Annotated in this window: 26 protein-coding genes; 17 read left to right on the top strand and 9 right to left on the bottom strand. The window is 61.3% G+C overall.

All coding sequences use genetic code 11. The features are described from left to right. Positions 1-127: 127 nt before the first annotated feature. The 16 genes from AD669_RS01820 to AD669_RS01745 all read left to right on the top strand — a co-directional run bounded on the left by AD669_RS01820 (position 128) and on the right by AD669_RS01745 (position 16,371). Positions 128-862, top strand: a complete 735-nt coding sequence (locus AD669_RS01820) for a glycosyltransferase family 2 protein (RefSeq protein WP_053116683.1) — start codon at positions 128-130, stop codon at positions 860-862. After that, on the top strand, positions 859-1,806 hold the full coding sequence (locus tag AD669_RS01815; RefSeq protein WP_053116682.1) for a glycosyl transferase: 948 nt from the start codon (positions 859-861) through the stop codon (positions 1,804-1,806). Before AD669_RS01820 ends, AD669_RS01815 begins: the two co-directional genes overlap by 4 nt. Further along, on the top strand, positions 1,787-3,331 hold the full coding sequence (gene hutH / locus AD669_RS01810; protein WP_053116681.1) for a histidine ammonia-lyase: 1,545 nt from the start codon (positions 1,787-1,789) through the stop codon (positions 3,329-3,331). The genes AD669_RS01815 and hutH overlap by 20 nt, the downstream gene beginning before the upstream one ends. Beyond that, positions 3,324-3,749, top strand: coding sequence for a thioesterase family protein (locus AD669_RS01805; protein ID WP_016983876.1), 426 nt, complete (start codon positions 3,324-3,326; stop codon positions 3,747-3,749). Before hutH ends, AD669_RS01805 begins: the two co-directional genes overlap by 8 nt. Further along, positions 3,746-4,348, top strand: a complete 603-nt coding sequence (locus tag AD669_RS01800; protein WP_053116680.1) for an outer membrane lipoprotein carrier protein LolA — start codon at positions 3,746-3,748, stop codon at positions 4,346-4,348. The genes AD669_RS01805 and AD669_RS01800 overlap by 4 nt, the downstream gene beginning before the upstream one ends. Next, a complete protein-coding gene (locus AD669_RS01795; protein ID WP_053116679.1) occupies positions 4,332-6,671 on the top strand; it encodes an MMPL family transporter in 2,340 nt (779 codons plus the stop codon). The genes AD669_RS01800 and AD669_RS01795 overlap by 17 nt, the downstream gene beginning before the upstream one ends. Next, positions 6,668-7,831, top strand: coding sequence for a hypothetical protein (locus tag AD669_RS01790; protein WP_053116678.1), 1,164 nt, complete (start codon positions 6,668-6,670; stop codon positions 7,829-7,831). The genes AD669_RS01795 and AD669_RS01790 overlap by 4 nt, the downstream gene beginning before the upstream one ends. After that, positions 7,818-9,065, top strand: a complete 1,248-nt coding sequence (locus tag AD669_RS01785) for an NAD(P)/FAD-dependent oxidoreductase (protein ID WP_053116677.1) — start codon at positions 7,818-7,820, stop codon at positions 9,063-9,065. The genes AD669_RS01790 and AD669_RS01785 overlap by 14 nt, the downstream gene beginning before the upstream one ends. Beyond that, the gene (locus AD669_RS01780) at positions 9,062-9,787 is read left to right on the top strand and encodes a class I SAM-dependent methyltransferase (protein WP_053116676.1); all 726 of its coding nucleotides are present in this window, start codon (positions 9,062-9,064) and stop codon (positions 9,785-9,787) included. The genes AD669_RS01785 and AD669_RS01780 overlap by 4 nt, the downstream gene beginning before the upstream one ends. Then, the gene (locus AD669_RS01775; RefSeq protein ID WP_172680064.1) at positions 9,787-10,383 is read left to right on the top strand and encodes a hypothetical protein; all 597 of its coding nucleotides are present in this window, start codon (positions 9,787-9,789) and stop codon (positions 10,381-10,383) included. The genes AD669_RS01780 and AD669_RS01775 overlap by 1 nt, the downstream gene beginning before the upstream one ends. Then, on the top strand, positions 10,380-11,576 hold the full coding sequence (locus tag AD669_RS01770; RefSeq protein ID WP_053116675.1) for a beta-ketoacyl-[acyl-carrier-protein] synthase family protein: 1,197 nt from the start codon (positions 10,380-10,382) through the stop codon (positions 11,574-11,576). Before AD669_RS01775 ends, AD669_RS01770 begins: the two co-directional genes overlap by 4 nt. Further along, complete coding sequence (locus tag AD669_RS01765) at positions 11,573-12,037, top strand: hotdog family protein (protein WP_053116674.1); 465 nt, start codon at positions 11,573-11,575, stop codon at positions 12,035-12,037. Before AD669_RS01770 ends, AD669_RS01765 begins: the two co-directional genes overlap by 4 nt. Further along, on the top strand, positions 12,030-12,758 hold the full coding sequence (gene fabG / locus AD669_RS01760; RefSeq protein WP_053116673.1) for a 3-oxoacyl-ACP reductase FabG: 729 nt from the start codon (positions 12,030-12,032) through the stop codon (positions 12,756-12,758). The genes AD669_RS01765 and fabG overlap by 8 nt, the downstream gene beginning before the upstream one ends. After that, the gene (locus AD669_RS01755) at positions 12,758-13,984 is read left to right on the top strand and encodes a beta-ketoacyl-ACP synthase (protein WP_053116672.1); all 1,227 of its coding nucleotides are present in this window, start codon (positions 12,758-12,760) and stop codon (positions 13,982-13,984) included. Before fabG ends, AD669_RS01755 begins: the two co-directional genes overlap by 1 nt. A 25-nt stretch (positions 13,985-14,009) precedes the next feature. Further along, the gene (locus AD669_RS01750) at positions 14,010-14,813 is read left to right on the top strand and encodes a hypothetical protein (protein WP_053116671.1); all 804 of its coding nucleotides are present in this window, start codon (positions 14,010-14,012) and stop codon (positions 14,811-14,813) included. Positions 14,814-15,933: 1,120 nt separating this feature from the next. Continuing rightward, positions 15,934-16,371, top strand: coding sequence for a hypothetical protein (locus AD669_RS01745; protein ID WP_053116670.1), 438 nt, complete (start codon positions 15,934-15,936; stop codon positions 16,369-16,371). A 53-nt stretch (positions 16,372-16,424) separates the two neighbouring features. Here the strand turns inward: AD669_RS01745 and AD669_RS01740 are convergent, their stop codons facing one another. After that, a complete protein-coding gene (locus AD669_RS01740) occupies positions 16,425-17,321 on the bottom strand; it encodes a LysR family transcriptional regulator (protein ID WP_053116669.1) in 897 nt (298 codons plus the stop codon). A 118-nt stretch (positions 17,322-17,439) separates the two neighbouring features. On the opposite strand from AD669_RS01740, the gene AD669_RS01735 reads away from it, so the two are divergent. Continuing rightward, positions 17,440-18,714: an MFS transporter gene (locus AD669_RS01735; protein WP_053116668.1), complete on the top strand. Its 1,275-nt coding sequence runs from the start codon at positions 17,440-17,442 to the stop codon at positions 18,712-18,714. Here AD669_RS01735 and gspM read toward each other — a convergent pair. Genes gspM through gspF form a run of 8 tightly spaced genes read right to left on the bottom strand, consistent with a single transcriptional unit; the run spans position 18,707 to position 24,074 of the window. After that, positions 18,707-19,153 carry a type II secretion system protein GspM gene (gspM, locus tag AD669_RS01730; RefSeq protein WP_053116667.1) on the bottom strand — a complete coding sequence of 149 codons (447 nt, stop codon included), beginning with the start codon at positions 19,151-19,153 and terminating at the stop codon, positions 18,707-18,709. The genes AD669_RS01735 and gspM overlap by 8 nt on opposite strands. Further along, entirely contained in the window at positions 19,150-20,244 is a 1,095-nt protein-coding gene (gspL, locus tag AD669_RS01725; RefSeq protein WP_053116666.1) for a type II secretion system protein GspL, read from the bottom strand. The genes gspM and gspL overlap by 4 nt, the downstream gene beginning before the upstream one ends. Beyond that, entirely contained in the window at positions 20,241-21,089 is an 849-nt protein-coding gene (locus AD669_RS01720) for a type II secretion system protein GspK (RefSeq protein ID WP_053116665.1), read from the bottom strand. The genes gspL and AD669_RS01720 overlap by 4 nt, the downstream gene beginning before the upstream one ends. Beyond that, entirely contained in the window at positions 21,086-21,577 is a 492-nt protein-coding gene (locus AD669_RS01715; RefSeq protein WP_053116664.1) for a prepilin-type N-terminal cleavage/methylation domain-containing protein, read from the bottom strand. The genes AD669_RS01720 and AD669_RS01715 overlap by 4 nt, the downstream gene beginning before the upstream one ends. Beyond that, on the bottom strand, positions 21,570-21,953 hold the full coding sequence (gene gspI, locus AD669_RS01710; protein WP_082341377.1) for a type II secretion system minor pseudopilin GspI: 384 nt from the start codon (positions 21,951-21,953) through the stop codon (positions 21,570-21,572). Before gspI ends, AD669_RS01715 begins: the two co-directional genes overlap by 8 nt. Next, positions 21,946-22,413 (bottom strand): type II secretion system minor pseudopilin GspH, encoded by a 468-nt coding sequence (gene gspH / locus AD669_RS01705; RefSeq protein WP_053116663.1) that lies wholly within the window; start codon positions 22,411-22,413, stop codon positions 21,946-21,948. The genes gspI and gspH overlap by 8 nt, the downstream gene beginning before the upstream one ends. Next, positions 22,413-22,871 (bottom strand): type II secretion system major pseudopilin GspG, encoded by a 459-nt coding sequence (gspG, locus tag AD669_RS01700; protein ID WP_053116662.1) that lies wholly within the window; start codon positions 22,869-22,871, stop codon positions 22,413-22,415. Before gspG ends, gspH begins: the two co-directional genes overlap by 1 nt. Positions 22,872-22,874: 3 nt before the next feature. Further along, positions 22,875-24,074 carry a type II secretion system inner membrane protein GspF gene (gene gspF, locus AD669_RS01695; protein ID WP_053116661.1) on the bottom strand — a complete coding sequence of 400 codons (1,200 nt, stop codon included), beginning with the start codon at positions 24,072-24,074 and terminating at the stop codon, positions 22,875-22,877. Positions 24,075-24,076 lie beyond the last annotated feature (2 nt).

The raw sequence follows: 24,076 nt of genomic DNA, 5'->3' as shown, positions 1-24,076 counted from the left end.
CTGTGGCGAGGGAGCTTGCTCCCGCTGGGCTGCGAAGCAGCCCCAAAAATTGTTGGCAGCCAATCGAAGGCGAGCGCTGCGCACTCGAGCGGGAGCAAGCTCCCTCGCCACAAAGGGGATGTGATTCATGCATAACCCTTGCGCCGTGATCCCGGTTTATAACCACGAATCTGCGATAGGCACCGTGGTCGATGCTCTGCTTGCGCAAGATCTGCCATGCATTCTGGTCGACGACGCCAGCAAGCCCTCCTGCGCAAAAGTCCTCGATGCTCTGGCCGAACGCGACAACGTGCATCTGGTGCGCCTGACCGCCAACCAAGGCAAGGGCGGTGCGGTGATGACCGGTCTGCGTGAAGCCGCGCTGCTGGGTTTCACCCATGCCTTGCAGGTCGACGCCGACGGCCAGCACGACTTACACGACGTTGCCCGCTTCGTTGAAGAATCCCGCGCACATCCCAACGCCATGATCTGCGGCTATCCGCTGTTCGACGACAGCGTGCCCAAGGGCCGGTTGTACGCGCGCTACCTGACCCACGTCATGGTGTGGATCAATACGCTGTCGCTGCAAATCCGCGACTCGATGTGCGGCTTTCGCGTCTATCCGCTGACCCCGACGCTGGCGGTGATCGACTCAAGAAAAGTCGGCAAACGCATGGATTTCGACTCGGATATTCTCGTCCGCCTGGCGTGGCGGAATCAGCCGATGCGCTGGCTGCAAACCAGCGTGCATTACCCGCTCGACGGCGTGTCGCACTTCCGCCTGTTCCACGACAACGCGCTGATTTCGAGCATGCACACACGGCTGTTCTTCGGCATGTTGCTGCGTTTCCCGGTGATCCTCTGGCGACGGTGGCGCGCATGACCGGCGAAACCGACAAGAAGCACTGGGCCGACCGCGAAGAACGCGGCAGCTTCCTGCTGATGAAATTCACCGCGTTCGCCGCCAAAGTCCTCGGTCGACGCCTGCTCAGCCCGTTGCTCTACGGCATCGTTTTGTACTTTTTCCTGTTCGGTCGCACCGCGCGGCGCAGTGCCTGGCAATTCCAGCAACGTCTGGCCGAGTGGAGCCAGCGCGATGACTTGCGCCCAAGCCACTGGCGCGTGTTCAGTCAGTTCATGGCGTTCGCCGACTCCATGCTCGACAAACTCGACGTGTGGAACGGCAAGCTCAGCATTGAACAGATCGAAATCATCGACCCGGCCCTGCTGCGTAATCAGTTGCGCGGCACACGCGGGCAACTGCTGGTCGGCGCGCATCTGGGCAATCTCGAAGTCTGCCGCGCACTGGCGGAGATCGGCGAAAAGGTCACCATGAACGTGCTGGTGCACACCAAGCACGCCGAGCAATTCAACCGTTTGCTGGGCGAGGCTGGAGCGACCAATCTGCGCCTGATTCAGGTCAGCGAACTCGACCCGGTGATCATGCTGCAACTGCACGAACGTCTTGAGCGCGGCGAGTGGCTGGCGATTGCCGGCGACCGCGTGCCGCTGCACGGAGGGCGCAGTGTGACCGTGGATTTTCTCGGTCACCCGGCGCCGTTTCCGCAAGGCCCGTGGCTGCTGGCCGGCCTGCTGAAATGCCCGGTCAATCTGCTGATGTGCCTGAAACAAGCGGACGGTCACTATCGCCTGACCCTCGAACCGTTCGCCGACGCGGTAACCTGGAAGCGCAGCGAGCGCGAGCAGGTCATTCATCAGTGGGCCACCCGCTATGCCCAGCGCCTGAGTCACTATTGCCTCGAAGCACCGCGCCAATGGTTCAACTTTTACCCTTTCTGGAAGACCGATGACGACGCCAACCCATGAGCCGGTAACCTTCGGCGAACGCCCTTTGCGCATCGAAGACGTGCTGGCCCTGGCCAATCGTCAGGCGCCCGTGCAGTTGCAGAGCGACCCTGAGTATCGCGAGCGCATCGCCAAAGGCGCGCGATTCCTCGATTCGCTGCTGGACAAGGAAGGCGTGATCTACGGCGTGACCACCGGTTACGGCGATTCCTGCGTGGTCGCGGTGCCGCTGCATCACGTCGAAGCGTTGCCGCGTCATCTCTACACGTTCCACGGTTGCGGCCTCGGCAAACTGCTCGACGCGCAAGCAACCCGCGCGGTGTTGGCGGCGCGTTTGCAGTCGTTGTGTCACGGCGTTTCCGGGGTGCGCGTGGAACTGCTCGAGCGTCTGCACGCGTTTCTCGAATACGACATTTTGCCGCTGATTCCTGAAGAAGGTTCGGTCGGCGCCAGCGGCGATCTGACGCCGCTGTCCTACGTTGCCGCGACACTTTCCGGCGAGCGTGAAGTGATGTTCCGTGGCGAGCGCCGTCAGGCCGCCGATGTGCATCGCGAACTCGGCTGGACACCTTTGGTGCTGCGCCCGAAAGAAGCCTTGGCGCTGATGAACGGCACCGCCGTGATGACCGGCCTCGCCTGCCTCGCCTTCGCCCGCGCCGATTATCTGCTGCAACTGGCCACACGGATCACCGCGCTCAACGTCGTCGCGCTGCAAGGCAATCCGGAGCATTTCGACGAACGTCTGTTCGCCGCCAAACCGCATCCGGGACAAATGCAGGTTGCCGCGTGGCTGCGCAAGGATCTGGCGATCGACGCACCGACGGCGCCACTGCATCGCTTGCAGGATCGCTACTCGCTGCGCTGCGCCCCGCACGTGCTCGGCGTGTTGGCCGACAGCCTGAACTGGCTGCGTTCGTTCATTGAAATCGAACTGAACAGCGCTAACGACAACCCGATCATCGACGCCGAAGCCGAGCGCGTTTTGCACGGCGGGCACTTCTACGGCGGCCACATCGCGTTCGCCATGGACAGCCTGAAAAACCTCGTGGCCAACGTCGCCGATCTGCTCGACCGGCAACTCGCCTTGTTGGTCGACGAACGTTACAACCACGGTTTGCCGAGCAACCTGTCCGGCGCCCCGGCAGATCGGGCGATGATCAACCACGGCTTCAAAGCCGTGCAGATCGGCACCAGCGCCTGGACCGCCGAAGCGCTGAAAAACACCATGCCGGCCAGCGTGTTCTCACGTTCCACTGAGTGCCATAACCAAGACAAAGTGAGCATGGGCACCATCGCCGCCCGCGATGCGATTCGCGTGCTGGAGCTGACCGAACAAGTCGCCGCCGCGACTCTGCTCGCCGCCAATCAAGGTGTATGGCTGCGCGGTCAGGCCGAAGACGCACGACCGCTGCCACCGTCGTTGGCGGCAATGCACGAAGAGTTGGCCAAAGACTTCCCGCCGGTCATTGAAGACCGCGCACTGGAAGGCGAACTGCGCCTGTGCCTGCAACGCATCGCCGCTCAACACTGGAGGCTGCATGCGTAGCGCCGGAGTGCTTCACGCCGACACTGAAATCCTTGTGCCGTTTTTTGACGTCGACACCATGCACGTGGTTTGGCACGGGCATTACGTCAAGTATCTGGAAGTCGCGCGTTGTGCGCTGCTGGACAAAATCGGCCATAACTACACGCACATGGTCGAGTCCGGTTTCGCCTGGCCGATCATCGACCTGCAACTGCGCTACGTCCGTGGCGCGGTGTTTGGTCAGCGCCTGAATGTGCGCGCCAGTCTGGTCGAGTGGGAAAACCGTCTGAAGATCAATTACCTGATCACCGACCTGCACAGCGGCGAACGCCTGACCCGCGCCAGCTCGGTGCAGGTCGCCGTCGAAGTCAGCAGCCGCGAAATGCAGCTGGCTTCACCGAAAGTCTTCACCGACGCCGTGGAAAGGATGCTGCGATGAATGTTTTTGTGAAAAGCCTGAGCGTAGTGGCGCTGCTGACCATGTCAGCGCTGGCCAACGCCTTCGACCTGCAACAACTCAGCGAACAACTGGCGAAACCGGACGTGATCCACGGCCAGTTCATTCAGGAAAAACACCTGCGCGCCCTGCCGCAACCGCTGCTCAGCAAGGGCAGTTTTGTGCTGGCGAAGAATCACGGCCTGCTCTGGCTACTGAAAACCCCGCTGCAGCAGGACTACCGCATCACCGCCAACGGCATCGCCCGCCGCGACGATAATGGCTGGCAAATGCTGCCAAACAAGAGCGCCGGCGCCGATCAGAACCGGCTGTTTCTCGCGGTGCTGCAAGGTGACAGCAGCGGCCTGCAACGGGATTTCGAACTGGCCCTGAGCGGCGATGCGCAGCAGTGGAAACTGTCACTGACCCCGCGTTCGCTGCTGCTCAAGCAAGTGTTCAAACAAATCAATATCGACGGTGGCGCCTTGGTGCAAACCATCGAACTGCTGGAAACCCAGGGCGACAGCACCGTGCTGCGCATGCAGGACAGCAGCGCCGCCCAACCGCTGAGCGACACGGAGCAACATGACTTTGCCGAGTGAACGCAGGCTGCCCTGGCTGTTTCTGATGCTGCTGCTCGCTGTTGTTGCGCTGGCCGGTTGGCAGTGGCGCGACGGTGCGCCGCTGTCGGCGAACCTGATGGAGCTGGTGCCCGGCACTAACCCGGACGCCCTCGAACTGCGCGCCGAACAGCGTATGCAGGAACCGTTGAATCGCGAAATGCTGGTGCTGGTCGGCCACGCCGATCGCCAGCAAGCGGTCAACATGGCGCAGAAGCTCGGCGAGCAATGGCAGGCCAGCGGTCTGTTCGAGAAAGTGCAGTGGAACCTGCAAGCGGATCTGCCGGCGCTGCGCACGCAGTTGTTGCAAGGACGCCTGGCGATGCTCTCGGCGGACGATCAGCAACTGCTCACCGAACATCCCGATGTGTTTATTCATCAGCGAGTGCAGGCGCTGTTCGATCCGTTCAGCGGTTTCAGCCTGGTGCCGAGTCCGGACGATTGGCTGGGCCTGACCGGGCGTATCCAGAACAGCCAGCCGCAACACGGTTCGGTGCAACTCGACATCGGCAGCGGCGCGTTGATTGCCGATGCCGACGGCAAGAGCTGGGTGCTGCTGCGCGCGCGCACCACTGGCGATGCGTTTGACATGAACCTGCCGCTGAAAGTCGCGGATCTGCTGCAGCACAGCCGTGAACAAGCGGCGACAAATGACGTGCAATTGCTGGCCGCCAGCGGTCTGCTTTACGCGGCCAACGGTCAGCAGCAAGCGACGCGCGAAATGACCTGGGTAGGCGGCGGTGCAACGGTCGGCATTCTGCTGTTGCTGCTGCTGGCGTTTCGGCGCTGGCGTGTGCTGCTGGCATTTGTGCCGGTGTTGATCGGCATGCTTTTCGGTGCCGTCGCGTGCGTGGCGCTGTTCGGTCATATGCATGTGATGACGCTGGTGCTCGGCTCCAGTCTGATCGGCGTGGCGGTGGATTATCCGCTGCACTACCTGTCGAAGAGCTGGAGTCTGAAGCCGTGGCGCAGTTGGCCAGCCTTGCGCCTGACCTTGTCCGGGCTGACCTTGAGCCTGATCACCAGCGCCATCGGTTATCTGGCGCTGGCGTGGACACCGTTCCCGGCGCTGACGCAAATCGCCGTGTTCTCTGCGGCCGGGTTGCTCGGTGCTTATCTGTCAGCGGTGTGCCTGCTGCCGGCGCTGCTCAACAACCTCGAATTGCGTCCAGCGCAGTGGCCGCTGACGCTCGCTGAGCGCTTGATCACACTGCGTGAAAAACTCCTCGAACGCGTGCGCACGCCAGTGCTGTTGGCGCTGTTGATCGCCTTCTGTGTTGGCGGTCTGGTGCAGCTGCAAAGCAAGAACGACATACGCCAATGGGTTGGCGCGCCGCAGCGTCTGACCGATGAGGCGCAGACCATCGCGCGCATCACCGGTTATCAGCCGACCAGCCAGTTTTTCCTCGTACGCGCCGCCAATCAGCAGCAATTGCTCGAGCGTCAGGCAGCGCTGAGCGAGCGTCTCGAGCAACTGGTCAACCTCGACAAGCTGCAAGGCTATCTGGCCCTCGATCAACTGGTCAGCCCGCCGAGCGAGCAGGAAAAAGTCCGCCAGGCGCTGAACCAACTGCCGCAATACTGGCAGCCGCTGCTCGACCTCGGCGTGCCGCTCGCTGCGCTGCAAAGCGAGCTGCAACAGCTGCAAACCGTGCCAGCGGAAGATATCGACACCGCCCTTGCCGGCCCGCTCGGCGAACCTTATCGCACGCTCTGGCTCGGCCCGACCGAAGACGGCGTGGCGGCGATGACCAGCCTGCAAGGCCTGAACAATCCGGCGCTGTTGCGCGTGCAGGCGCTGGATCTGCCGGGGGTGCAACTGGTCGATCGCCTCGGTGAATTGAACGACGTTTTCGCCGCCACGCAGATCAGCGCCGCGGAGCTGAAACTCGCCTCCTGCGCATTGATCGTGCTGGTGCTAATGCTGCCGTTCGGCCTCGGCGGTGCGCTGCGCATCGTTGCCCTGCCCTTGCTCGCGGCGCTGTGCAGTCTGGCCAGTCTTGGCTGGCTTGGTCAGCCGCTGACCCTGTTCAGCCTGTTCGGCCTGCTGCTGGTGACGGCGATCAGCGTCGACTACGCGATCCTTATGCGTGAACAGGTTGGCGGCGCCGCGGTGAGCCTGCTCGGCACCTTGCTGGCGGCGCTGACGACGTGGCTGTCGTTCGGTTTGCTCGCGGTCTCCAGCACCCCGGCGGTGAGCAATTTCGGTTTGTCGGTCAGCCTTGGGCTGGCCTTCAGTTTCATGCTCGCACCGTGGGCCGGGCGTCACGCCCACACGGCAACGGTCGCGGAGTCGGCAGCGTGATGGTCGCCGGCTTTTGGCTGCTGGCCTTGGCGCTGTTCGCCGTCGCGACCCGTGTCGGTCGATATTTCGGCCTGATCCCGATTGTCAGCCAGTTGCTGCTGGCGAGCTTCGGCCTGCCGCTGCTGATGTACTTCTGGATCGAACCGGGCTGGCAATTGAGCGGTGCGGAACTGATCGCGCCGGAGTGGCTGAAAAACCTCTACAGCCTGAGTTTTGCCTTGCTGCTCGGGCATATCCTCAGCGATGTGATCGATCTGAAACTCGATCGCCAGAGCGTGAAAATCGCCCTGCCGAGTTTCCTCGTGCCATTCGTCTGCGGGCTGGCAGCGGCTTACTGGCTGCTGCCGGCGCAACCGTGGCTCAACTCGCTGGCGATCGGCCTGGTGTTCGCAATTACTGCGATTCCGGTGCTGTACCTGTACTTGCGCCACATCGATTACCCGCCCGCCGCCACCCGGCGTCTGGTGCAAACCGCGATCCTCATCGATCTGACTTGCTGGACGCTGTTCGGCCTCGCCCAAGGCAGTCTGCATCTGAGCAGTCTGTTACTACCGCTGGCGCTCGCTGGTGTGCCGTTGGTGCTGCGCCTGTTCGGCGTGCGCCGACCGTTGACCTACAGCCTCGGTTTCTTCGCCCTGCTGGTGATGGCCGAGCATTACAAACTCAACGCGCTGATTTTCGGCATCGGTTATTTGCTGTGCATGGCCGCGCTGGAAATCCCGTTGGTGCTGCCGTTGCCGGCGCGCTGGATGAACCGTTTGCAGACGTGGATCGCGATCCCGCTGATCCTCACCTTTGGCATTGTGCAGATCGACGTGCACAGCGCCCTCGCCAGCCTCGGCCCGCTGCAATGGGCGGCGCTGCTGCTGTTGCCGATTGCCAGTAAACTGCTCGGCAACTGGCTCGGCCTCGGCTGGGCCGGCGCCTCGTTTGAAGGCGCCAGCCGCTGGCGTGAAAGCGTACTGCTGAACATTCGCGGCCTGAGCGAGATCGTCTTTCTCAATTTGCTCTTGCAACAACAGCTCATCACCCCGGCGCTGTACTTCGCGCTGATGCTGATGGGCCTGATGGCGACGCTGCTGCCGGCGCTGATCGGCCTGCACCGTGCACCGCTGGACATCAAAAACCACCTGCCCCGGAGTTCACGTGCCAATCGTTGAAATGGAATCCCGTCAGGTCGTGATCATCGGCGCCGGCCCGTCCGGCGCCATCGCTGCTGCCCTGCTCAAACGCCAGGGCCACGATGTGCTGGTGATCGAACGCCAGCACTTTCCGCGCTTCTCCATCGGCGAAAGCCTGCTGTGCCACTGCCTCGATTTTGTCGAAGAGGCCGGCATGCTGGACGCAGTGAATGCCGCTGGATTCCAGCGTAAAACCGGCGCTGCTTTCGCCTGGGGCGAGCGCTACAGCGCTTTCGACTTTGGCGACACCTTTACCAACGGCAAGCCCACCACGTTCCAGGTGCAGCGCGCCGACTTCGACAAGTTGCTGGCCGACCAAGCCGCGCTGCAAGGTGTGGAAATCCGTTACGGCGATGCCATCGTCAGCGTCGATTTTGACCGGCCGAAACCGCAACTCGACGTGCGTCGCGAGGACGGCCGTGAATACCGCGTCGAAGCGGATTTCGTCCTAGATGCCAGCGGCTACGGCCGTGTGCTGTCGCGACTGCTGGATCTGGAAGCACCGTCGAATTTTCCGGTGCGCCAAGCGGTGTTTACCCACGTCGAAGATCACATCGACAACCCGGCCTTCGACCGCGAAAAAATCCTCGTCACCACCCATCCCGAACATCGCGATGTGTGGTTCTGGACGATCCCGTTCAGCAACGGCCGCTGCTCGGTGGGTGTGGTCGCGGCCGAAGCACACTTCAAGGGCCGTGACAGCGATCTCGACGCCTGCCTGCGCAGCTTCATCGCTGAGACCCCAAGCCTTGCCGGCGTGCTGAACAATGCGGTGTGGGACACCCCGGCGCGCACCCTCGGCGGCTACGCGGCGAATGTGAAAACCCTGCACGGGCCGGGTTTTGCCTTGCTCGGCAATGCCGCCGAATTTCTCGACCCGGTGTTCTCATCCGGCGTGACCATCGCCATGCGTTCGGCGAGCATGGCCGCAGCCGTGCTGCACCGTCAGTTGCAAGGCGAGGCGGTCGACTGGCAACGCGAGTTCGCCGAACCGCTGAAACGCGGCGTCGACACGTTCCGCTGCTACGTCGAGGGCTGGTACGCCGGCACCTTTCAGGACGTGATTTTTTATGAAGACAGCCAGGCCGACATCCGCCGCATGATCAGCTCGATCCTCGCCGGTTACGCCTGGGACGAACGCAACCCGTTCGTCAGCGAAGCCCGCCGCCGCTTGAAGATGATTTCCGAACTCTGTGCAAAGGACGCCACATGAATTACTTGAGCGACAGCTACGTCGAGGAAACCCGCTTCGGTTTCTGGTTCCTGCGCAGCCACACCTGGCAGCACCATGTGTTGCGCGTGGCGATCAATGATTTGCGCGGACTGTTCAGCGAAGCGCTGCCGGAGCATCCGGTGCTGCTCGACGCCGGTTGCGGTCAGGGCAAGTCGTTCGGCCACCTGCGCCAGACCTTCGCGCCGCAGCGTTTGATCGGTGTTGACGCCGATCCGCACAGCCTGGAGTTGAGCGGCGAAGAGGCGGCGCGTCTGGGCCTCGATGTTGAGCTGATCGGCAGCGACTGCGCGACGCTGAATGTGCCGGACGCGAGTGTTGATCTGCTGTTCTGCCATCAGACGTTCCATCATCTGGTTGAACAGGAAAAAGCGCTGGCCGAGTTTTATCGCGTGTTGAAACCGGGCGGTTATCTGCTATTTGCCGAATCGACCGAGGCTTACATTGATACGTGGGTGATTCGCTGGTTGTTCCGCCATCCGATGCATGTGCAGAAGAGTGCGGCGCAGTATTTAGAGATGATTCGCGGGCAAGGGTTTGAGTTTGCCGAGCGCAATGTGTCGTACCCGTATTTGTGGTGGAGCCGGTCGAAGGATTTTGGCTTGCTGGAGCGGTTTGGGGTGCGCAAACCGAAACCGTTTGGGCAGCGAGAGGAAACGCTGGTGAACTGTGTCGCGCGTAAGCCATTGGCAGAGGCTTCCTGATGCTACCAATAACCTGTGGGAGCGAGCTTGCTCGCGAAGGCGATGTGTCAGTCACCAGAACTGTTGAATGTGAGACCGCATTCGCGAGCAAGCTCGCTCCCACAGTGACCGCAGCGCTGCGACTGGTGATGATCGGCGTTGTATTGCTGTTAAGTGCCTGCGCCAGCCAGGCGCCGCTGCCGGCGGGCAACCCGACGTTGCCGCTGCCGTTGCAACTGCACATCGAACGCCAACAAGCCGAGCAACGCCAGGACTGGCTGCTGGTGATCCAGCGCGAAGGCCCCGGTATTCGCTGGTCGATGATGGATCCGCTGGGTATTCCTCAGGCGCGTCAGCAATTGATCGACGGTCGCTGGCAGGCCGATGGTCTGCTGCCGCCGAACCCGGAGGCCCGCGAGCTGTTCGCCGCGCTATTGTTCGCCCTGACCCCGTCCGCCGAGCTGTTGCGCAATTACCCTTCTGCCCAACAGCAGACCGGGCAACGTTCCCTGCCTGCGCGCTGGGACATCCGTTATTCACAACCGTTGAGCTTCGAATTGAACCTGCCCCAAGGCCCGCACTATCGCGTTTCTCCGCTCGGTGAATCGACGCCATGACCGCTTACCTGAATGCCCTCGGCGTGATTTGCGCGCTGGGTCGCGACAAGGCCGAAGTCGCGCGCAACCTGTTCGCCGGCGACTGCTCGGGCATGCGCCGCGAATCCGGCTGGGTGGCGGAGCGTGAATTGCCGGTGGCCGCCGTACACGGTGAACTGGCGCCGATCCCGCCAGCACTCGCCGATCAAAGCAGCCGCAACAATCAGTTGTTGCTGGAAGCGGCACTGCAGATTCGCGATGACATCGATCAAGCGATCCAGACCTACGGCCGCGACCGCATCGGTGTGGTGCTCGGCACCAGCACCTCGGGCATCGACGAGGCCAGCCGTGGCCTGGCGCACTACATTCGTGAGCAGCAGTTCCCGGCCGAATACGATTACCGTCAGCAGGAACTCGGCGCGCCAGCAAATTTTCTCGCCGACTGGCTGCAACTGAGCGGCCCGGCTTACGTGATTTCCACCGCTTGCACCTCCAGTGCCCGCGCCTTGATGAGCGCCCAGCGTCTGCTTGATCTGGGCTTGTGCGACGCGGTGTTGTGCGGCGGCGTCGACAGTTTGTGCAAGCTGACGTTGAACGGTTTTTCGTCGCTGGAAGCGGTGTCGGACGAACGCTGCAATCCGTTTTCGGCCAACCGCAACGGCATCAACATCGGCGAAGCGGCGGTGTTGTTCGTCATGAGCAAACAGGCTCACGACGGCCCGTCGATCGCCCTGCTCGGCGCCGGCGCCAGCTCGGACGCGTACCATATTTCCGCGCCGGAGCCGAGCGGTCGCGGCGCCCTGCAAGCGATGCGCAAAGCCCTGAGCCGCGCGCATTTGCAAACCTCGCAAATCAGCTATCTGAACCTGCACGGCACCGCCACCCAACACAACGACGCCATGGAAAGTCTGGCCGTCGCCACGCTTTTTCCCGAAGGCGTCGCCTGTTCGTCGACCAAACCGATGACCGGCCACACCCTCGGCGCAGCCGGTGCGCTGGAAGCGGCGTTTTGCTGGCTGAGCCTGAGCGCCGACAACCCTGATCACGCGTTGCCGCCGCACGTCTGGGACGATCATGCCGATCCCGCGCTGCCAGCGCTGAAGTGGGTGACCGCCCGCGAACGCCTGACGTCCATTGCTCCCCGCTACCTGATGAGCAACTCGTTTGCCTTCGGCGGCAACAACGTCAGCCTGATTCTCGGAGACGCCCCATGACCGACTGGCCGCTCGCCGAACTGCTGCCCCATGCCGGCGATATGATTCTGATCGACAGCATCGAGCGCTTCGACGATGAACAGATTTTTACCCGCCTGACGGTCAAGTCCGAAGGCCTGTTCAACCTGCCCGACGGCAGCCTGCCGGCGTGGGTCGGCGTCGAACTGATGGCGCAAAGCGTCGCCGCGTTTGCCGGTTGCCACGCGCGACAAAAAGGTAATCCGGTGGAGCTGGGTTTTCTGCTCGGCACACGCAAATTCGAGTGCAATGTCGAAGCGTTTCCTGCCGGCACCGAGCTGACTATTCATGGCCTGCGCTCGCTGGAAGACGACAACGGCATGGGCGTCTTCGAATGCCACATCCACGGCGACGGCATTCATGCCAGCGCCCGGCTCAACGTGTTTCGCCCGCCCGAAGCCACTCAATATCTGCAACAGACAAAGGAGTCGAACGATGACTGAATCCGTACTGGTCACCGGCTCCAGCCGTGGCATCGGCCGCGCCATTGCCTTGCGCCTCGCGCAGGCCGGGCACGACATCGTCTTGCATTGCCGCAGCGGCGTGATCGAGGCGCAAGGCGTTCAGGCTGAAATCGAAGCGCTGGGGCGTAAGGCGCGCATCCTGCAATTCGACGTCGCCGACCGCGAAACCTGCAAAGCCATTCTCGAAGCCGACGTCGAAACCCACGGCGCCTATTACGGCGTGGTGCTGAATGCCGGGCTGACCCGCGACGGCGCGTTCCCGGCGCTGAGCGATGATGATTGGGACGTGGTGCTGCGCACCAACCTCGACGGTTTCTACAATGTTCTGCACCCGGTGATGATGCCGATGATCCGCCGCCGCGCCGCCGGTCGCATTGTCTGCATCACCTCGGTGTCGGGGCTGATCGGCAACCGTGGCCAGGTCAATTACAGTGCCTCCAAGGCTGGCGTGATCGGCGCTGCAAAGGCGTTGGCGATCGAGCTGGGCAAGCGCAAAATCACCGTTAACTGTGTCGCGCCGGGCCTGATCGATACGGCGATGCTCGACGAAAACGTGCCGCTGGAAGAACTGATGAAAATGATCCCCGCGCAACGCATGGGCACCCCGGAAGAGGTGGCCAGTGCGGTGAATTTCCTGATGTCGGCGGAAGCCTCGTACATCACCCGCCAGGTCTTGGCGGTCAACGGAGGCTTGTGCTGATGAAGCGCGTCGTCGTCACCGGCATGGCCGGCATCACTTCGCTGGGCAGCGACTGGCAGACCATCGCCGGTAATTTCGCGGCCAACCGCAGCGGCATTCGCCGGATGGACGAGTGGGATCGCTTCAGCGAACTCAACACGCGTCTGGCCGGGCCAATCGATGATTTCGTCGTGCCGGCGCACTGGACGCGCAAGCAGCTGCGCAGCATGGGCCGGGTTTCGCGACTGGCGGTCGGCGCGGCGGAAAAAGCCTTGGCCGATGCTGGCTTGCTCGGCGACGCAATCATCAAGGACGGCCGGATGGGCGTCGCTTGCGGCTCGTCGACCGGCAGCACCGACGAGATCAAAGCGTTCGGCAACATGCTGCTCAACTCGGTGGCCGAGGGGCTCAATGCCAACTCTTACGTGCGGATGATGCCGCACACCACCGCCGCGAATATCAGCATCTTCTTCGGCCTCACCGGGCGCCTGATCCCGACGTCCAGCGCCTGCACCAGCGGCAGTCAGGGCATCGGTTATGCCTACGAGGCGATCAAGTTCGGACGCCTGCCGCTGATGCTCGCCGGCGGTGCCGAAGAACTTTGCCCGACCGAAGCGATGGTCTTCGACGCGCTCTACGCCACCAGCCTGAAAAACGATGCACCGCAGACCAGTCCGCGCCCGTATGACAAGGGCCGCGACGGTCTGGTGATCGGTGAGGGCGGCGGCATGCTGGTGCTTGAGGAACTGGAACACGCCCTCGCACGCGGTGCGCACATCCACGCCGAGATCGTCGGTTTCGGCAGCAACGCCGACGGCCAGCACACCACCCGCCCCGAGCAAGTGACCATGCGCCGCGCCATGGAGCTGGCGCTGGAAGACGCCGGGCTGACGCCGGACGCCATCGGTTATGTAAATGGTCACGGTACCGCTACAGAACAGGGCGATATTGCCGAAACACTGGCGACCAGCAGTTTGTTCGGCGAACGCATGCCGATCAGCTCGCAGAAAAGTTTCCTCGGTCACACGCTGGGGGCCTGCGGGGCGCTGGAGTCGTGGTTCAGCATCGAAATGCTCAACCGCGATCAGTACGTGCACACGCTCAACCTCGACGAGGTCGATCCGCACTGCGGCAAGCTCGATTACCTGCGCGGCGAATTCCGCCAGATGCACCACGAGTTCGTGATGAACAACAATTTCGCTTTTGGTGGCGTCAACACCTCGTTGATTTTCCGCCGCTGGCACTGACCGCAACACGTTTGGAGTAGAAGGAATGACTCAGTTTCACCGCATCGCCGCACTGCTGGCCCTGGCCTTTGTGCTCGGCGGTTGCACCAGCAAACCGGTGTACAACGCTAAAGAAGAGTTTTCGCCGAACCTCGGTTTCACTCAGCAACAGATGAGCCGCGCCATCGTCACCGCGCTGAACGATCGTCAATGGGTGGTGCAATCGGTGCGCCCGGGCATGATCAAAGCGGCGATCACCGTACGCGGTCGCCATCACGCCGAAGTCGATATCCCGTTTACCCCGACCTCGTTCGAAATCGACTACCGCAGCAGCTACGGCCTCGACGCCAAGGAAGGCAAGATCCACGGCAACTACAACCGCTGGGTCAACCGGCTGCGCGACAACGTGCTCAAAGAGCTGTCGATCAACCCGGACATCGAAGCGGTCAACAACCTTGGCATCATCAAACAAGGCGCTGACGAACCGACTTACCTGAGCTTCCGTGAAGGCGTCAAACGCGCCACCGACGCCGGCCTGCTCGACGGCAGCGTGAAGTTCTACCTGGCCGGCGAAACCCTGCCCAAGCAAGTGCGAAAACTCGACACCGTGAGCAGCAGCCGCAAAACCAACGGCTCAAACAAATCCGACGAAGACGCCTGCTTCTGGGCCCTGCAATCGGCACTGGCCACCCTGCAGAACGCCGCGAAAAAAGCCGACGCCAATGCGGTGATCAACATCGCCAGCGTGGATCAGCGGGATCTGTACAAAGACACCGAGAAGTTTCAGTGCCGTGCGGGGATAGTGGTGTCGAGCGTGGCGTTGAGGGGTGACCTTGCTCACGTCGACTAGCTGACTGAGTGACTGAATGGCTGAATGAATGCAGTCCTGTGGCGAGGGGATTTAGCGAAACGTCGCACCGTCCCGATGGGTCGCGTAGCGGCCCCAAAACCTGAGAACTCGGAGCATCAGACGTACCGAGTTCTCTGGTTTTACGACGGCTGCGCCGCCGGACGGGGATAAATCCCCTCGCCACAGGGGACTGGGTGCATTGGGAATTTCGTGTCATTGCGAATTACGGATATCGTAAAAGCGTCTAAAAAACTGTTAGTTCTTACAGGTTTCAAGTTGTACCACCAGGCGGACGATGCTGGAGCAGCATACTTCGTCCACAACTTGGTGATCATCATGACAACTTATACTGACGAACAACTTTTAAAGCTGACTCCAGAACAAGCTAAGGCTCTTACTCCTGAGCAAATCACACGGCGAGATCAACTACGTGCTGAATACGCGTTCACGGCTGCTAACCGAGGCAGTCCTATTGATAGGTAACCCCCTGATCCGACAATAATCGCAGTTCTCTTTCCTAGTCAAAGAGGATAATCATGCAACTGAACGCCATGATCGCCGCCGCACTATTCACATGGCGACCTCGCTGGCGTTGATTGATGTATCCGTAGAAACGACAAAGGGCGTCTTTCGGCGCCCTTCCACAAACAGGTTGGCTTGTCATGGCCTGTTACCTGTCTGGCTCTGCGATGGCTGGATACCCAGGATCCTCAGAGTCTCACAAGCCCCTTGCGGGAAATACTGACTGAACCGTTCAAGTTTGAACCCCGACCAGCAATGCACACAAGATATCTGATTCCGAAACTGTTGAAGGCAACGCACTGACATCGTGTAGTCCGAAATCGATATCGAGTATTACTCGACTGTGGCGAGGGCGCTTGCTCCCGCTCGGCTGCGCAGCAGTCGCAAAACCTGCTGACGCGGACTAACTGAAGAACCGCGAGCGCAGGATTCAGGGCCACTTCGTACCCCAGCGGGAGCAAGCTCCCTCGCCACAGGGGGCACAGCGCTCCTTCAGCATCTACACTCGTTCTCGCAGGCCGATACATCGCGCCTGCCAGAACGGCGGGCCCGGTTGATCGAGCACTCGCGGTTCTCTTTCATCGTCAAGGAGATGACCATGCAAGTGAAAGCCATGATCGCCGCCGCGCTTTTCGGCCTGCTGCCCAGCGCCAGCCATGCCACCAACCTCATGTACATGCCGTTCGAAACCGTGCTTTCGGATGCGATTCGCGCCGGGCGGCTGGATGGCAGTGTGAAGTTTTATCTGGTCGGTAATGGGCCGCAGGGCACTCAGCAGTTGCTGCGCCGGGGTGTGGTCAGTGATTTGAGCACCAACGGTTTCAACAAGAGTGATCATGATTCCTGCGAGTGGGTGTTGCAGTCGAATCTGATCAAGCTGCAGGCCGATGCCAAGCGGGTCGGGGCGAACGCGGTGACCAATATCGTCAGTTATTACGACCAGCATGTGCGCAAGGATTTGAATACTTATGAGTGTCGGGCGGGGATTTTTGTGACACGGGTGGCGTTGAAGGGGGATTTGGTGCGGTTGCCTTAACGGCAAGATCAAAAGATCGCAGCCTGCGGCAGCTCCTACAGGGCTGCGATCTTTTAAGCGGACTCAACCTTACGCGTCAGCAGTTCAACAAACGCTTTGGCCATCGGCGACTTCTGATCCTTGCGCTGCACCAGCCACACCGCCGTCACCGCTTCCGGGTCGAGCAACGGCCGATAGACCACACCGTCAATGCGCATGCGCTGGTACGACGCTGGCATCACCGACACGCCCAACCCCGCCGCCACCAGGCCAATGATGGTCATCGCCTCCCCCGCCTCTTGCGCAAAGTGCGGGCTGAACCCCGCGTCACGCGCCAGGCTCAATAACTGCGCATATAGACCACTGCCGTAACTGCGCGGAAAGAACACGAATGGCTCGTGCGCCAATGCGGCCAAAAACAAACCCTCCTCCGAGCCCTGCGCCAGTGGATGCTTTGAACTGAGCACCGCGACCAATGGTTCGCGCATCAACTCGACCACGCTCAGCGAATCCGGCAATCCGAGCGGGCGCATGATGCCGACTTCAATCGACTCATCGACCAACGCATCGGCAACCATCGTGCTGCTCATCTCGCGCAGGTTCAGGTGCACTGCCGGAAAACGCTGACGAAAGGAAAAAATCGCCTGCGGAATCGTCGAGTTGAACGGTGCCGACGAGGTGAAGCCAATCTTCAATTCGCCCAGTTCACCGAGTTGTGCACGTCGGGCAACATCCGCAGCCTTATCGACCTGCGCCAGCACCAGCCGCGCCTCTTCGAGAAACAATCTCCCGGCCTCGCTCAGTTCGACCCGACGATTGGTACGTTCGAACAGCCGCGCGCCGACTTCCTGTTCCAGCGCCTGAATCTGCTGACTCAGCGGCGGCTGCGAGATGCCCAACACCTGTGCGGCGCGGCCAAAGTGCAGTTCTTCGGCGACGGCGATGAAGTAGCGCAGATGACGCAATTCCATGAAAACCCCATTAGGTCGTAAAAGCTATCAAACAGGTCGAACAATATATTGGATAGAAACATTAGCCAGCTATATGATTTTTTCATTGCCTGCCTGGCTGTGCCCTCCGAGGTCTGAAGTGAAAACTGCTGTCGCGCCCCTAGCCCATGAAGTTCCGCCTGCCGCAGCGGACGATGTCGTCGCAGAGCTGCAAGAGATCTACATCGAGAAAGGCACGCCGATGTTCATGCGCACGGTGCTGGCGCTGTTCAGCGGCGGCTTCGCGACCTTTGCGCTGTTGTATTGCGTGCAGCCGATGATGCCGCTGCTGTCCCACGAATATTCGATCAACGCCGCGCAGAGCAGCCTGATCCTCTCGGTCGCCACCGGCATGCTCGCCATCGGTCTGCTGATCACCGGGCCGATTTCTGATCGGGTCGGGCGCAAACCGGTGATGGTGACTGCGCTTTTCGCCGCCGCGATTTGCACCATGGCCAGTGCAATGATGCCGAGTTGGGAAGGCGTGTTGATCATGCGCGCACTGATCGGCCTGTCGCTGAGCGGTTTGGCCGCCGTTGCGATGACTTATCTGAGCGAAGAGATTCACCCGCAGCACATCGGCCTGGCGATGGGTTTGTACATCGGCGGCAACGCGATAGGCGGGATGAGCGGGCGCTTGATCACCGGCGTGTTGATCGACTTCGTCAGCTGGCACACGGCGATGCTGGTGATCGGCGGTCTGGCGATGATTGCCGCAGCGGTGTTCTGGAAGATTCTTCCGGAGTCGCGCAATTTCCGTTCACGTTCGCTGCACCCGCGCAGCCTGCTCGACGGCTTTACCATGCACTTTCGCGATGCCGGTTTGCCGCTGCTGTTTCTCGAAGCGTTCGTGTTGATGGGCGCGTTTGTCACGCTGTTCAACTACATCGGTTATCGCTTGCTGGCGGCGCCGTACAACCTTGATCAAGTCTTTGTGGGTTTGCTCTCGGTGGTGTACCTGTCGGGCATCTACAGCTCGGCGAAAATCGGTTCGCTGGCCGACAAACTTGGCCGTCGCAAAGTGCTCTGGGCGACCATTGCGCTGATGTTCGTCGGCCTCGCACTGACGTTGTTCACGCCGTTGCCGCTGGTGATTGTCGGCATGCTGATTTTCACTTTCGGTTTCTTCGGTGCGCACTCGGTGGCCAGCAGCTGGATCGGCCGCCGCGCGCTCAAAGCCAAAGGCCAGGCGTCGTCGCTGTACCTGTTCAGCTACTACGCCGGCTCGAGTATCGCCGGCACCGCAGGCGGGGTGTTCTGGCACCTTGGTGGCTGGAACGGCATCGGTTTATTCATCGGCGCGTTGTTGCTGGTCGCACTGTTGGTGGCATTGAAACTGGCGAAACTACCGCCCCTGAATGGCGCGACTATCTGAGCTGTAGCCGCGCTTCCAGCAGATTGTCGCGCGGCTCCAGGCTCAGCGATTGCAGCACCACGCCGTCACGTTCAAGCCTGTCCAGCCAGAGCAACAATGGCTCGGGCGGGCCACTGAGGGTCAGACGGATCTGCTCGTTATCGCTGTCCATTTGCTGCACCTCAAGCCCGGTCGAGGCGAGGCTTTCGCTGATCCTTAACGACAACGGCTGAGTCGCGTCGAACGCCGAACTGCTTGGTGGCTGAGTGCGATCCAGTTGAATTGCAAAAGCCTGTTGCTGACGATGTTGGCGCTCGAGCGCTTCCAGCCGTTGCACGCTTGGTTGCCAGATCCAGGTAAACACCGCACCACCGAGCAACCCCGCCATCAGCAGCAGAATCAACCCACGCTCACGGCGCGACAAACGCCGCCAACGCTGAACGTAATCATCAGACTTCATACGCCCGCCTCCCACGTCAGTGTCGCCGTCACCCGATCGCCTATCTTGCTTGCGCCCTCGACTTTTATCGCCAGACCTTGCTGATGCCCGCGTTCACGCAACTGCTCAAGCTCGGCAAAACTGTTGGCCGTCAGTTGCACTTTCCAGCCATCGACCTCGGCAAAATCGATGCGTTTGACCTCAACCTGACTCGCGCCAATCACCTGCTCGATCAACCTGACCAGCGCCGCAACCTGAGTGTCGCGAGACTGCGCTGGCAAACTCTGAATCGCCCGCATCTGCGCGGTCAGATCGACGATTTGCCCATGCTGTGGATACAGCGTTTTGAAGCGCTGTTCATTGTGCTCGGCGAGACGCCGGTTTTCGCCGTCAAGGAAACGGAACCGCGTTTCGCTGGCGCCTACGCCCAGCAACAAAAAGGTCAGCAGCACCGCCGCCAGCGAACGCCAAGACAACGGCGAATGCCGTGGCGCAAACTCGCCATGACGCAGATTGATCGCTTGTCGAAAACCTTCCGCCAGCAATGCCTGTTCATCCGGCTCATCGACCCAAACCATGTCCTCGGGCAACACGCCGTTCAGCGCGACCAAACCTTCCTCCGTCACTGCGAGCCGCGCCGGCAACCCCCCGCCCAGCAACCAGCGTCCGAACCAGCGGGTGCCGATCGGCTGATGCGTGGGCAACAAGTCGGCATCGACAAACACCGAGCGCACTTGCAGACCACTTTCACCGAGCAGCGACAACACGGCGGCCAGGCGCTCACGAGCGATGACCATCAGCGGATACCGTCGCTCTCCGTCCGCTTTGCCAATGCTCAGATGCACAGTATCGAGCGCTTCGCCGAGCTGCTCTTCCACAGCAAATGCCAGCGCCTGCGCGGCGGGCGCACGGCGCCCGGGCCAGGGTTCGCTACGCAGCCAACTGCAGGATTCGATGGGCAGTAACAGGTCGATTTTTTGTCCGCGCAGTACTTGTGCGGCTTGATGCAGCGGCATCGATTGGCGTTGGCCGGTGTGCGACCACAGGCAACACGGCCAGTCAGTCGACAGGTCTGCAAGCCCTTCGGCGGTCAGGTAAAGCCAGTTTTTCATTGCGTTATCTCGAGGCCGCGGGAGGAAAGTAAACGACGTTGCAGGACTTTCAGCTGGGCGGATTTTTCGACGAACTCGACGTCAGTGCTCAGCGTCAACACATGCTGCTCTTGCACCACGCGCACGGTGATGCGATGCCAGCGACTGTCGACGCCGAGTCCATGGGTATTGATTCCGGTATCGGCGATTAACGGGTCGGCGCTGAAGGCTTGAACGCTGTGCCATGAGGTTGTCGAACGCTGGTGAACGAGGGCGTCAGCTATGTCCGGTTCGATCTCAAGCACGTGCAGCAACAGCGCCGGTACCGTGTTGATATTCAGCGTCGCATCCGTGGGCAGCAGCGCTACCCACGGTTCCAGACGCAGTAACGTTGCCGCATCGAAACCCGGCAGCAGTCGCAATTGGCTCACCTCGGATAACAATCCGACCCGATCAGGTCGCAGCGCGGGCAGCTCCAGCAATTCGAGTAATCGCGCCCAGCGCTCAAGCGTCACCGCATCGATCTGCCCTTGATGCAGCAATGCATTGAGATTGAAACGCGCCGACAGGTCTTCGATCTGCACCTCGACTTGCGCGTCTTCGCTGCCCGGTTCAGGAGTGATTTGCGGCCAGTCGCGGAGCATCTCGGCGTGGTTCTGCTGCTCCACAAAAGACTTATGCAAACGCCGTAGCGCCCAGATTTCCCCTTCCATCGCCCACTGACGCAAATGCAAGGTTTGCAGCTGTTGCGCGCTGCTCTGCAAGGCCAGTCGATGACTGCGCAATAGGCCGCTGGTGATCAGCAAAGCGAGGCTCAACACCAGCATCACACTGATCAGCGCCAATCCCTGTTGCCGGTGTTTCATGGCAAGGCTCCCGGCAACAGCAGCACCCGGCGAATGCCCTCATAACGTCGGGTCGAGAGCTGAAACTCCATCGCAGAATCATCAAGCAGCCGCCAGCGCAGATCGACCACATCCTCCAACAACTTCTTCCGCTGCACGGTCAGCGAGCCCTCGGCACGGCTCTCGCGCCACAACACGTCGCCGAGCAAGTGATACGTCAGCTCCTGACGTTCGCTGCGCGGTTGATCCAGCGGATTGCGCCAGTTACTGCGTTGCACGCTCAGTTGCCCGGCATTCAACACCACCGGCTGTTCGGTGATGTGCAGCAGATCGCGCTCGATCACCGCCACCGCGCGTTGCAGACTTCTGAAAGCGCGCTCATGACTCGCCGTCGTCTGTTGCACGCGCACCACGCTGTCGAACAGGCGCCAACTGGCGAGACCGAGTACGGCAAAAATCGCCATCGCGATCACCAGTTCCAGCAGGGTGAAACCACGCTGGCTATTCATGGCGGCCCTGCAACCGTGCAGTTGTGCGATACAACGGTTGATTGCTGTCGGCGAGACTGACTTCCAGCTCCACCGTGAACAGCCCCGATACATCGACCTCGCGCAGATGCTGACGTAACCGCCATTCGCGGCGATCCATGTGCACGATCTGCTGCTGTTGTCCGGCGACCCACGTGTGTTGCAGGCGCAGTTCGTTCAAATGGTTATCCGCCAGCCACGCGGCAAACAACCGTTGCTCAGCCGCACCACTCTGCTGCACCACGTAGCGGCTCGCGGACAATATCGCCGCTGCGAGTACGGCAAAAACCGCCAGCGCAACCATGACTTCCAGCAACGTGAAACCTCGCATGCGCTTGATCAGCAGTCGTTCACTCATCAAGCGAGACCTCGCTCAAACCGTCCGAAGACAAACCCGCCCAAACTCGCTCGCGGCTTGCCAACTGCAAAGTAAAAGCGCTGATTTCATCGCTGCTGAGAATCAGCAATTGCGGCATTTCTGCGCTGCTCGCCAAGCGTACCGGCAGGCCTTCCACGGCAAGTCGCGGCTGCAGCTCCGGCGGCCATGTTTGCAAAGCCACCAACGGCAACCAACCTTGCTCGCCAAGCTGCAGAACGCGATAACCCTCCAGGCTGAAACCCACACCAAACTCCCGCCCTTCCAGCACCGCCCGTTCGCGAAACTGCTCGATCACCCGCGCAATCCGGCTCGCCTCCTGCCGCGCCACTTGCGCCGGATTGCTCCCGCCCACCACGCTGACCAAACCCAGCAGCACGCCGATCAGCACCATGACCACCATCAACTCCAGCAAGGTGAAACCCCGGCAGCGTTGGCGCATCAATCGATGGCCCAGTTGCCGATATCCGCTGCGTGACCTTCACCGCCGCTGACGCCATCGGAGCCCAGCGAATACAAGTCATAACCGCCACCCACCGCACGGGTGCCGGGGTTGAGGTATTGATAAGGCGTGCCCCACGGATCGCGCGCCAGACTTTTCAGATATCCCGCAGGATTCCAGTTGCGCGCCGCCGGGGTGCCGCTCGGGCGTTTCACCAACGCTTCCAGCCCCTGCTGCGTGGTCGGATACCGCGCGTTGTCGAGGCGATACATCTCCAGCGCCGTGGCGATCGCCTGAATGTCGATCTTCGCCGCGGTGGTTTTCGCCTGATCCGGCCGGCTCATGAATTGCGGAACGACAATCGCGCCGAGGATGCCGATGATCACCACCACGACCATGATTTCGATCAGGGTAAAACCGCGCTGCGCGGTCGCTGTTTTTCTGTGCAAAAGAGTCATGGATCAATTCACCAATTGGTTGAGACTGAGGATCGGAAGGAGGATGGCGAGGACAATCAGCAACACCACCGCGCCCATCACCAGCAGCATCGCCGGCTCGAACAAACTCACCATCAAGGCGATGCGCGCAGCGAGGCTGGCTTCCTGTTGTTCGGCGGCGCGGGCGAGCATGGCGTCGAGCTCGCCGGCGCGTTCACCGCTGGCGATCATGTGCAGCATCATCGGCGGGATATCGCCACTGCGTTCCAGGCTGCGGGTCAGCGTCGAGCCTTCGCGCACCGAGCGGGCGACCTCACTCATGCGTGCGCGGATGGTCTGATTGCCGATGACGGCGGCGGCGATTTCCAGCGCATCGACCAAGGGCACGGCGCTCTTGCCGAGGATCGCCAGAGTGCTGGCGAATCGCGCTGCTTCCATGGCGCGCAGTAGCGTGCCGATCAGCGGAATGTTCAATGCCAGAGCATGCCAGCGCAGTCGCCAGAGCGGTTGCCGCAAACTCCAGCGCCAGCCACTAAACAGCGCCAATGCGCCGCCAAGAAACACCAGACCGAACTGACGTACACCGTCGCTGAGGCTGATCAATGCGCGGGTCAGCCAAGGCAACGGCTGGCCGCTGTCGACGAAAATGTTCACCACGTCCGGCACCACGTAGCCGAGCAGAAAACCAACGATGGCCACGCTGGCGAACATCAGAATCGACGGATAGATCAGCGCCATCTGAATCTTTTGTCGCGATGCCTGCCGCGCCTGGGTGTAAGCGGCCAGTTGCTCCAGCACATGACCGAGATGGCCCGAGCGCTCACCCGCCGCCACCGTGGCGCGGAACAATTCGGGAAATGCCGCAGGAAACTGGCTTAACGCGACGGCCAGCGCATGGCCTTCCATGACTCGGCCACGCACCGCCCACAACAATCCGGCAACGCGCCGTTTGCTGGTTTGTCGGGCGACCACTTCCAGCGCTTCTTCCAGCGGCAAACCGGCCTGCACCAGCGTCGACAGCTGCAACGTCAGCAACGCCAGATCGGCAGCGTTCAAGCGACCGGAGCGCCTCGCACCCTGTTCACCGCGCAGCTCCTTGAGTTGAAACGGCCACAGTCCTCGCTCCCGCAACAGCTGCCGCGCGTGCCTTGGATTTTCGGCTTCGAGTCGGCCTCGGCAGCGGTGGCCTTGCGCGTTGTCAGCGCGGTAATCGAAAGTCGGCATCG

It is taken from the genome of Pseudomonas sp. P1.31 (assembly GCF_001269815.1).
Classification (GTDB): domain Bacteria; phylum Pseudomonadota; class Gammaproteobacteria; order Pseudomonadales; family Pseudomonadaceae; genus Aquipseudomonas; species Aquipseudomonas rustica.
This window is presented reverse-complemented; position numbering and strand designations above follow the sequence as displayed.

What these genes read in the sequence shown, in the direction of transcription:
- AD669_RS01820 (WP_053116683.1), top strand. Translation starts at nt 128, where the DNA reads ATGCATAACCCTTGCGCCGTGATCCCGGTTTATAACCACGAATCTGCG.
- AD669_RS01815 (WP_053116682.1), top strand. Translation starts at nt 859, where the DNA reads ATGACCGGCGAAACCGACAAGAAGCACTGGGCCGACCGCGAAGAACGC.
- hutH (WP_053116681.1), top strand. Translation starts at nt 1,787, where the DNA reads ATGACGACGCCAACCCATGAGCCGGTAACCTTCGGCGAACGCCCTTTG.
- AD669_RS01805 (WP_016983876.1), top strand. Translation starts at nt 3,324, where the DNA reads ATGCGTAGCGCCGGAGTGCTTCACGCCGACACTGAAATCCTTGTGCCG.
- AD669_RS01800 (WP_053116680.1), top strand. Translation starts at nt 3,746, where the DNA reads ATGAATGTTTTTGTGAAAAGCCTGAGCGTAGTGGCGCTGCTGACCATG.
- AD669_RS01795 (WP_053116679.1), top strand. Translation starts at nt 4,332, where the DNA reads ATGACTTTGCCGAGTGAACGCAGGCTGCCCTGGCTGTTTCTGATGCTG.
- AD669_RS01780 (WP_053116676.1), top strand. Translation starts at nt 9,062, where the DNA reads ATGAATTACTTGAGCGACAGCTACGTCGAGGAAACCCGCTTCGGTTTC.
- AD669_RS01775 (WP_172680064.1), top strand. Translation starts at nt 9,787, where the DNA reads ATGCTACCAATAACCTGTGGGAGCGAGCTTGCTCGCGAAGGCGATGTG.
- AD669_RS01770 (WP_053116675.1), top strand. Translation starts at nt 10,380, where the DNA reads ATGACCGCTTACCTGAATGCCCTCGGCGTGATTTGCGCGCTGGGTCGC.
- AD669_RS01765 (WP_053116674.1), top strand. Translation starts at nt 11,573, where the DNA reads ATGACCGACTGGCCGCTCGCCGAACTGCTGCCCCATGCCGGCGATATG.
- fabG (WP_053116673.1), top strand. Translation starts at nt 12,030, where the DNA reads ATGACTGAATCCGTACTGGTCACCGGCTCCAGCCGTGGCATCGGCCGC.
- AD669_RS01755 (WP_053116672.1), top strand. Translation starts at nt 12,758, where the DNA reads ATGAAGCGCGTCGTCGTCACCGGCATGGCCGGCATCACTTCGCTGGGC.
- AD669_RS01750 (WP_053116671.1), top strand. Translation starts at nt 14,010, where the DNA reads ATGACTCAGTTTCACCGCATCGCCGCACTGCTGGCCCTGGCCTTTGTG.
- AD669_RS01745 (WP_053116670.1), top strand. Translation starts at nt 15,934, where the DNA reads ATGCAAGTGAAAGCCATGATCGCCGCCGCGCTTTTCGGCCTGCTGCCC.
- AD669_RS01740 (WP_053116669.1), bottom strand. Translation starts at nt 17,321, where the DNA reads ATGGAATTGCGTCATCTGCGCTACTTCATCGCCGTCGCCGAAGAACTG.
- gspM (WP_053116667.1), bottom strand. Translation starts at nt 19,153, where the DNA reads ATGAAGTCTGATGATTACGTTCAGCGTTGGCGGCGTTTGTCGCGCCGT.
- gspL (WP_053116666.1), bottom strand. Translation starts at nt 20,244, where the DNA reads ATGAAAAACTGGCTTTACCTGACCGCCGAAGGGCTTGCAGACCTGTCG.
- AD669_RS01720 (WP_053116665.1), bottom strand. Translation starts at nt 21,089, where the DNA reads ATGAAACACCGGCAACAGGGATTGGCGCTGATCAGTGTGATGCTGGTG.
- AD669_RS01715 (WP_053116664.1), bottom strand. Translation starts at nt 21,577, where the DNA reads ATGAATAGCCAGCGTGGTTTCACCCTGCTGGAACTGGTGATCGCGATG.
- gspI (WP_082341377.1), bottom strand. Translation starts at nt 21,953, where the DNA reads ATGAGTGAACGACTGCTGATCAAGCGCATGCGAGGTTTCACGTTGCTG.
- gspH (WP_053116663.1), bottom strand. Translation starts at nt 22,413, where the DNA reads ATGCGCCAACGCTGCCGGGGTTTCACCTTGCTGGAGTTGATGGTGGTC.
- gspG (WP_053116662.1), bottom strand. Translation starts at nt 22,871, where the DNA reads ATGACTCTTTTGCACAGAAAAACAGCGACCGCGCAGCGCGGTTTTACC.
- gspF (WP_053116661.1), bottom strand. Translation starts at nt 24,074, where the DNA reads ATGCCGACTTTCGATTACCGCGCTGACAACGCGCAAGGCCACCGCTGC.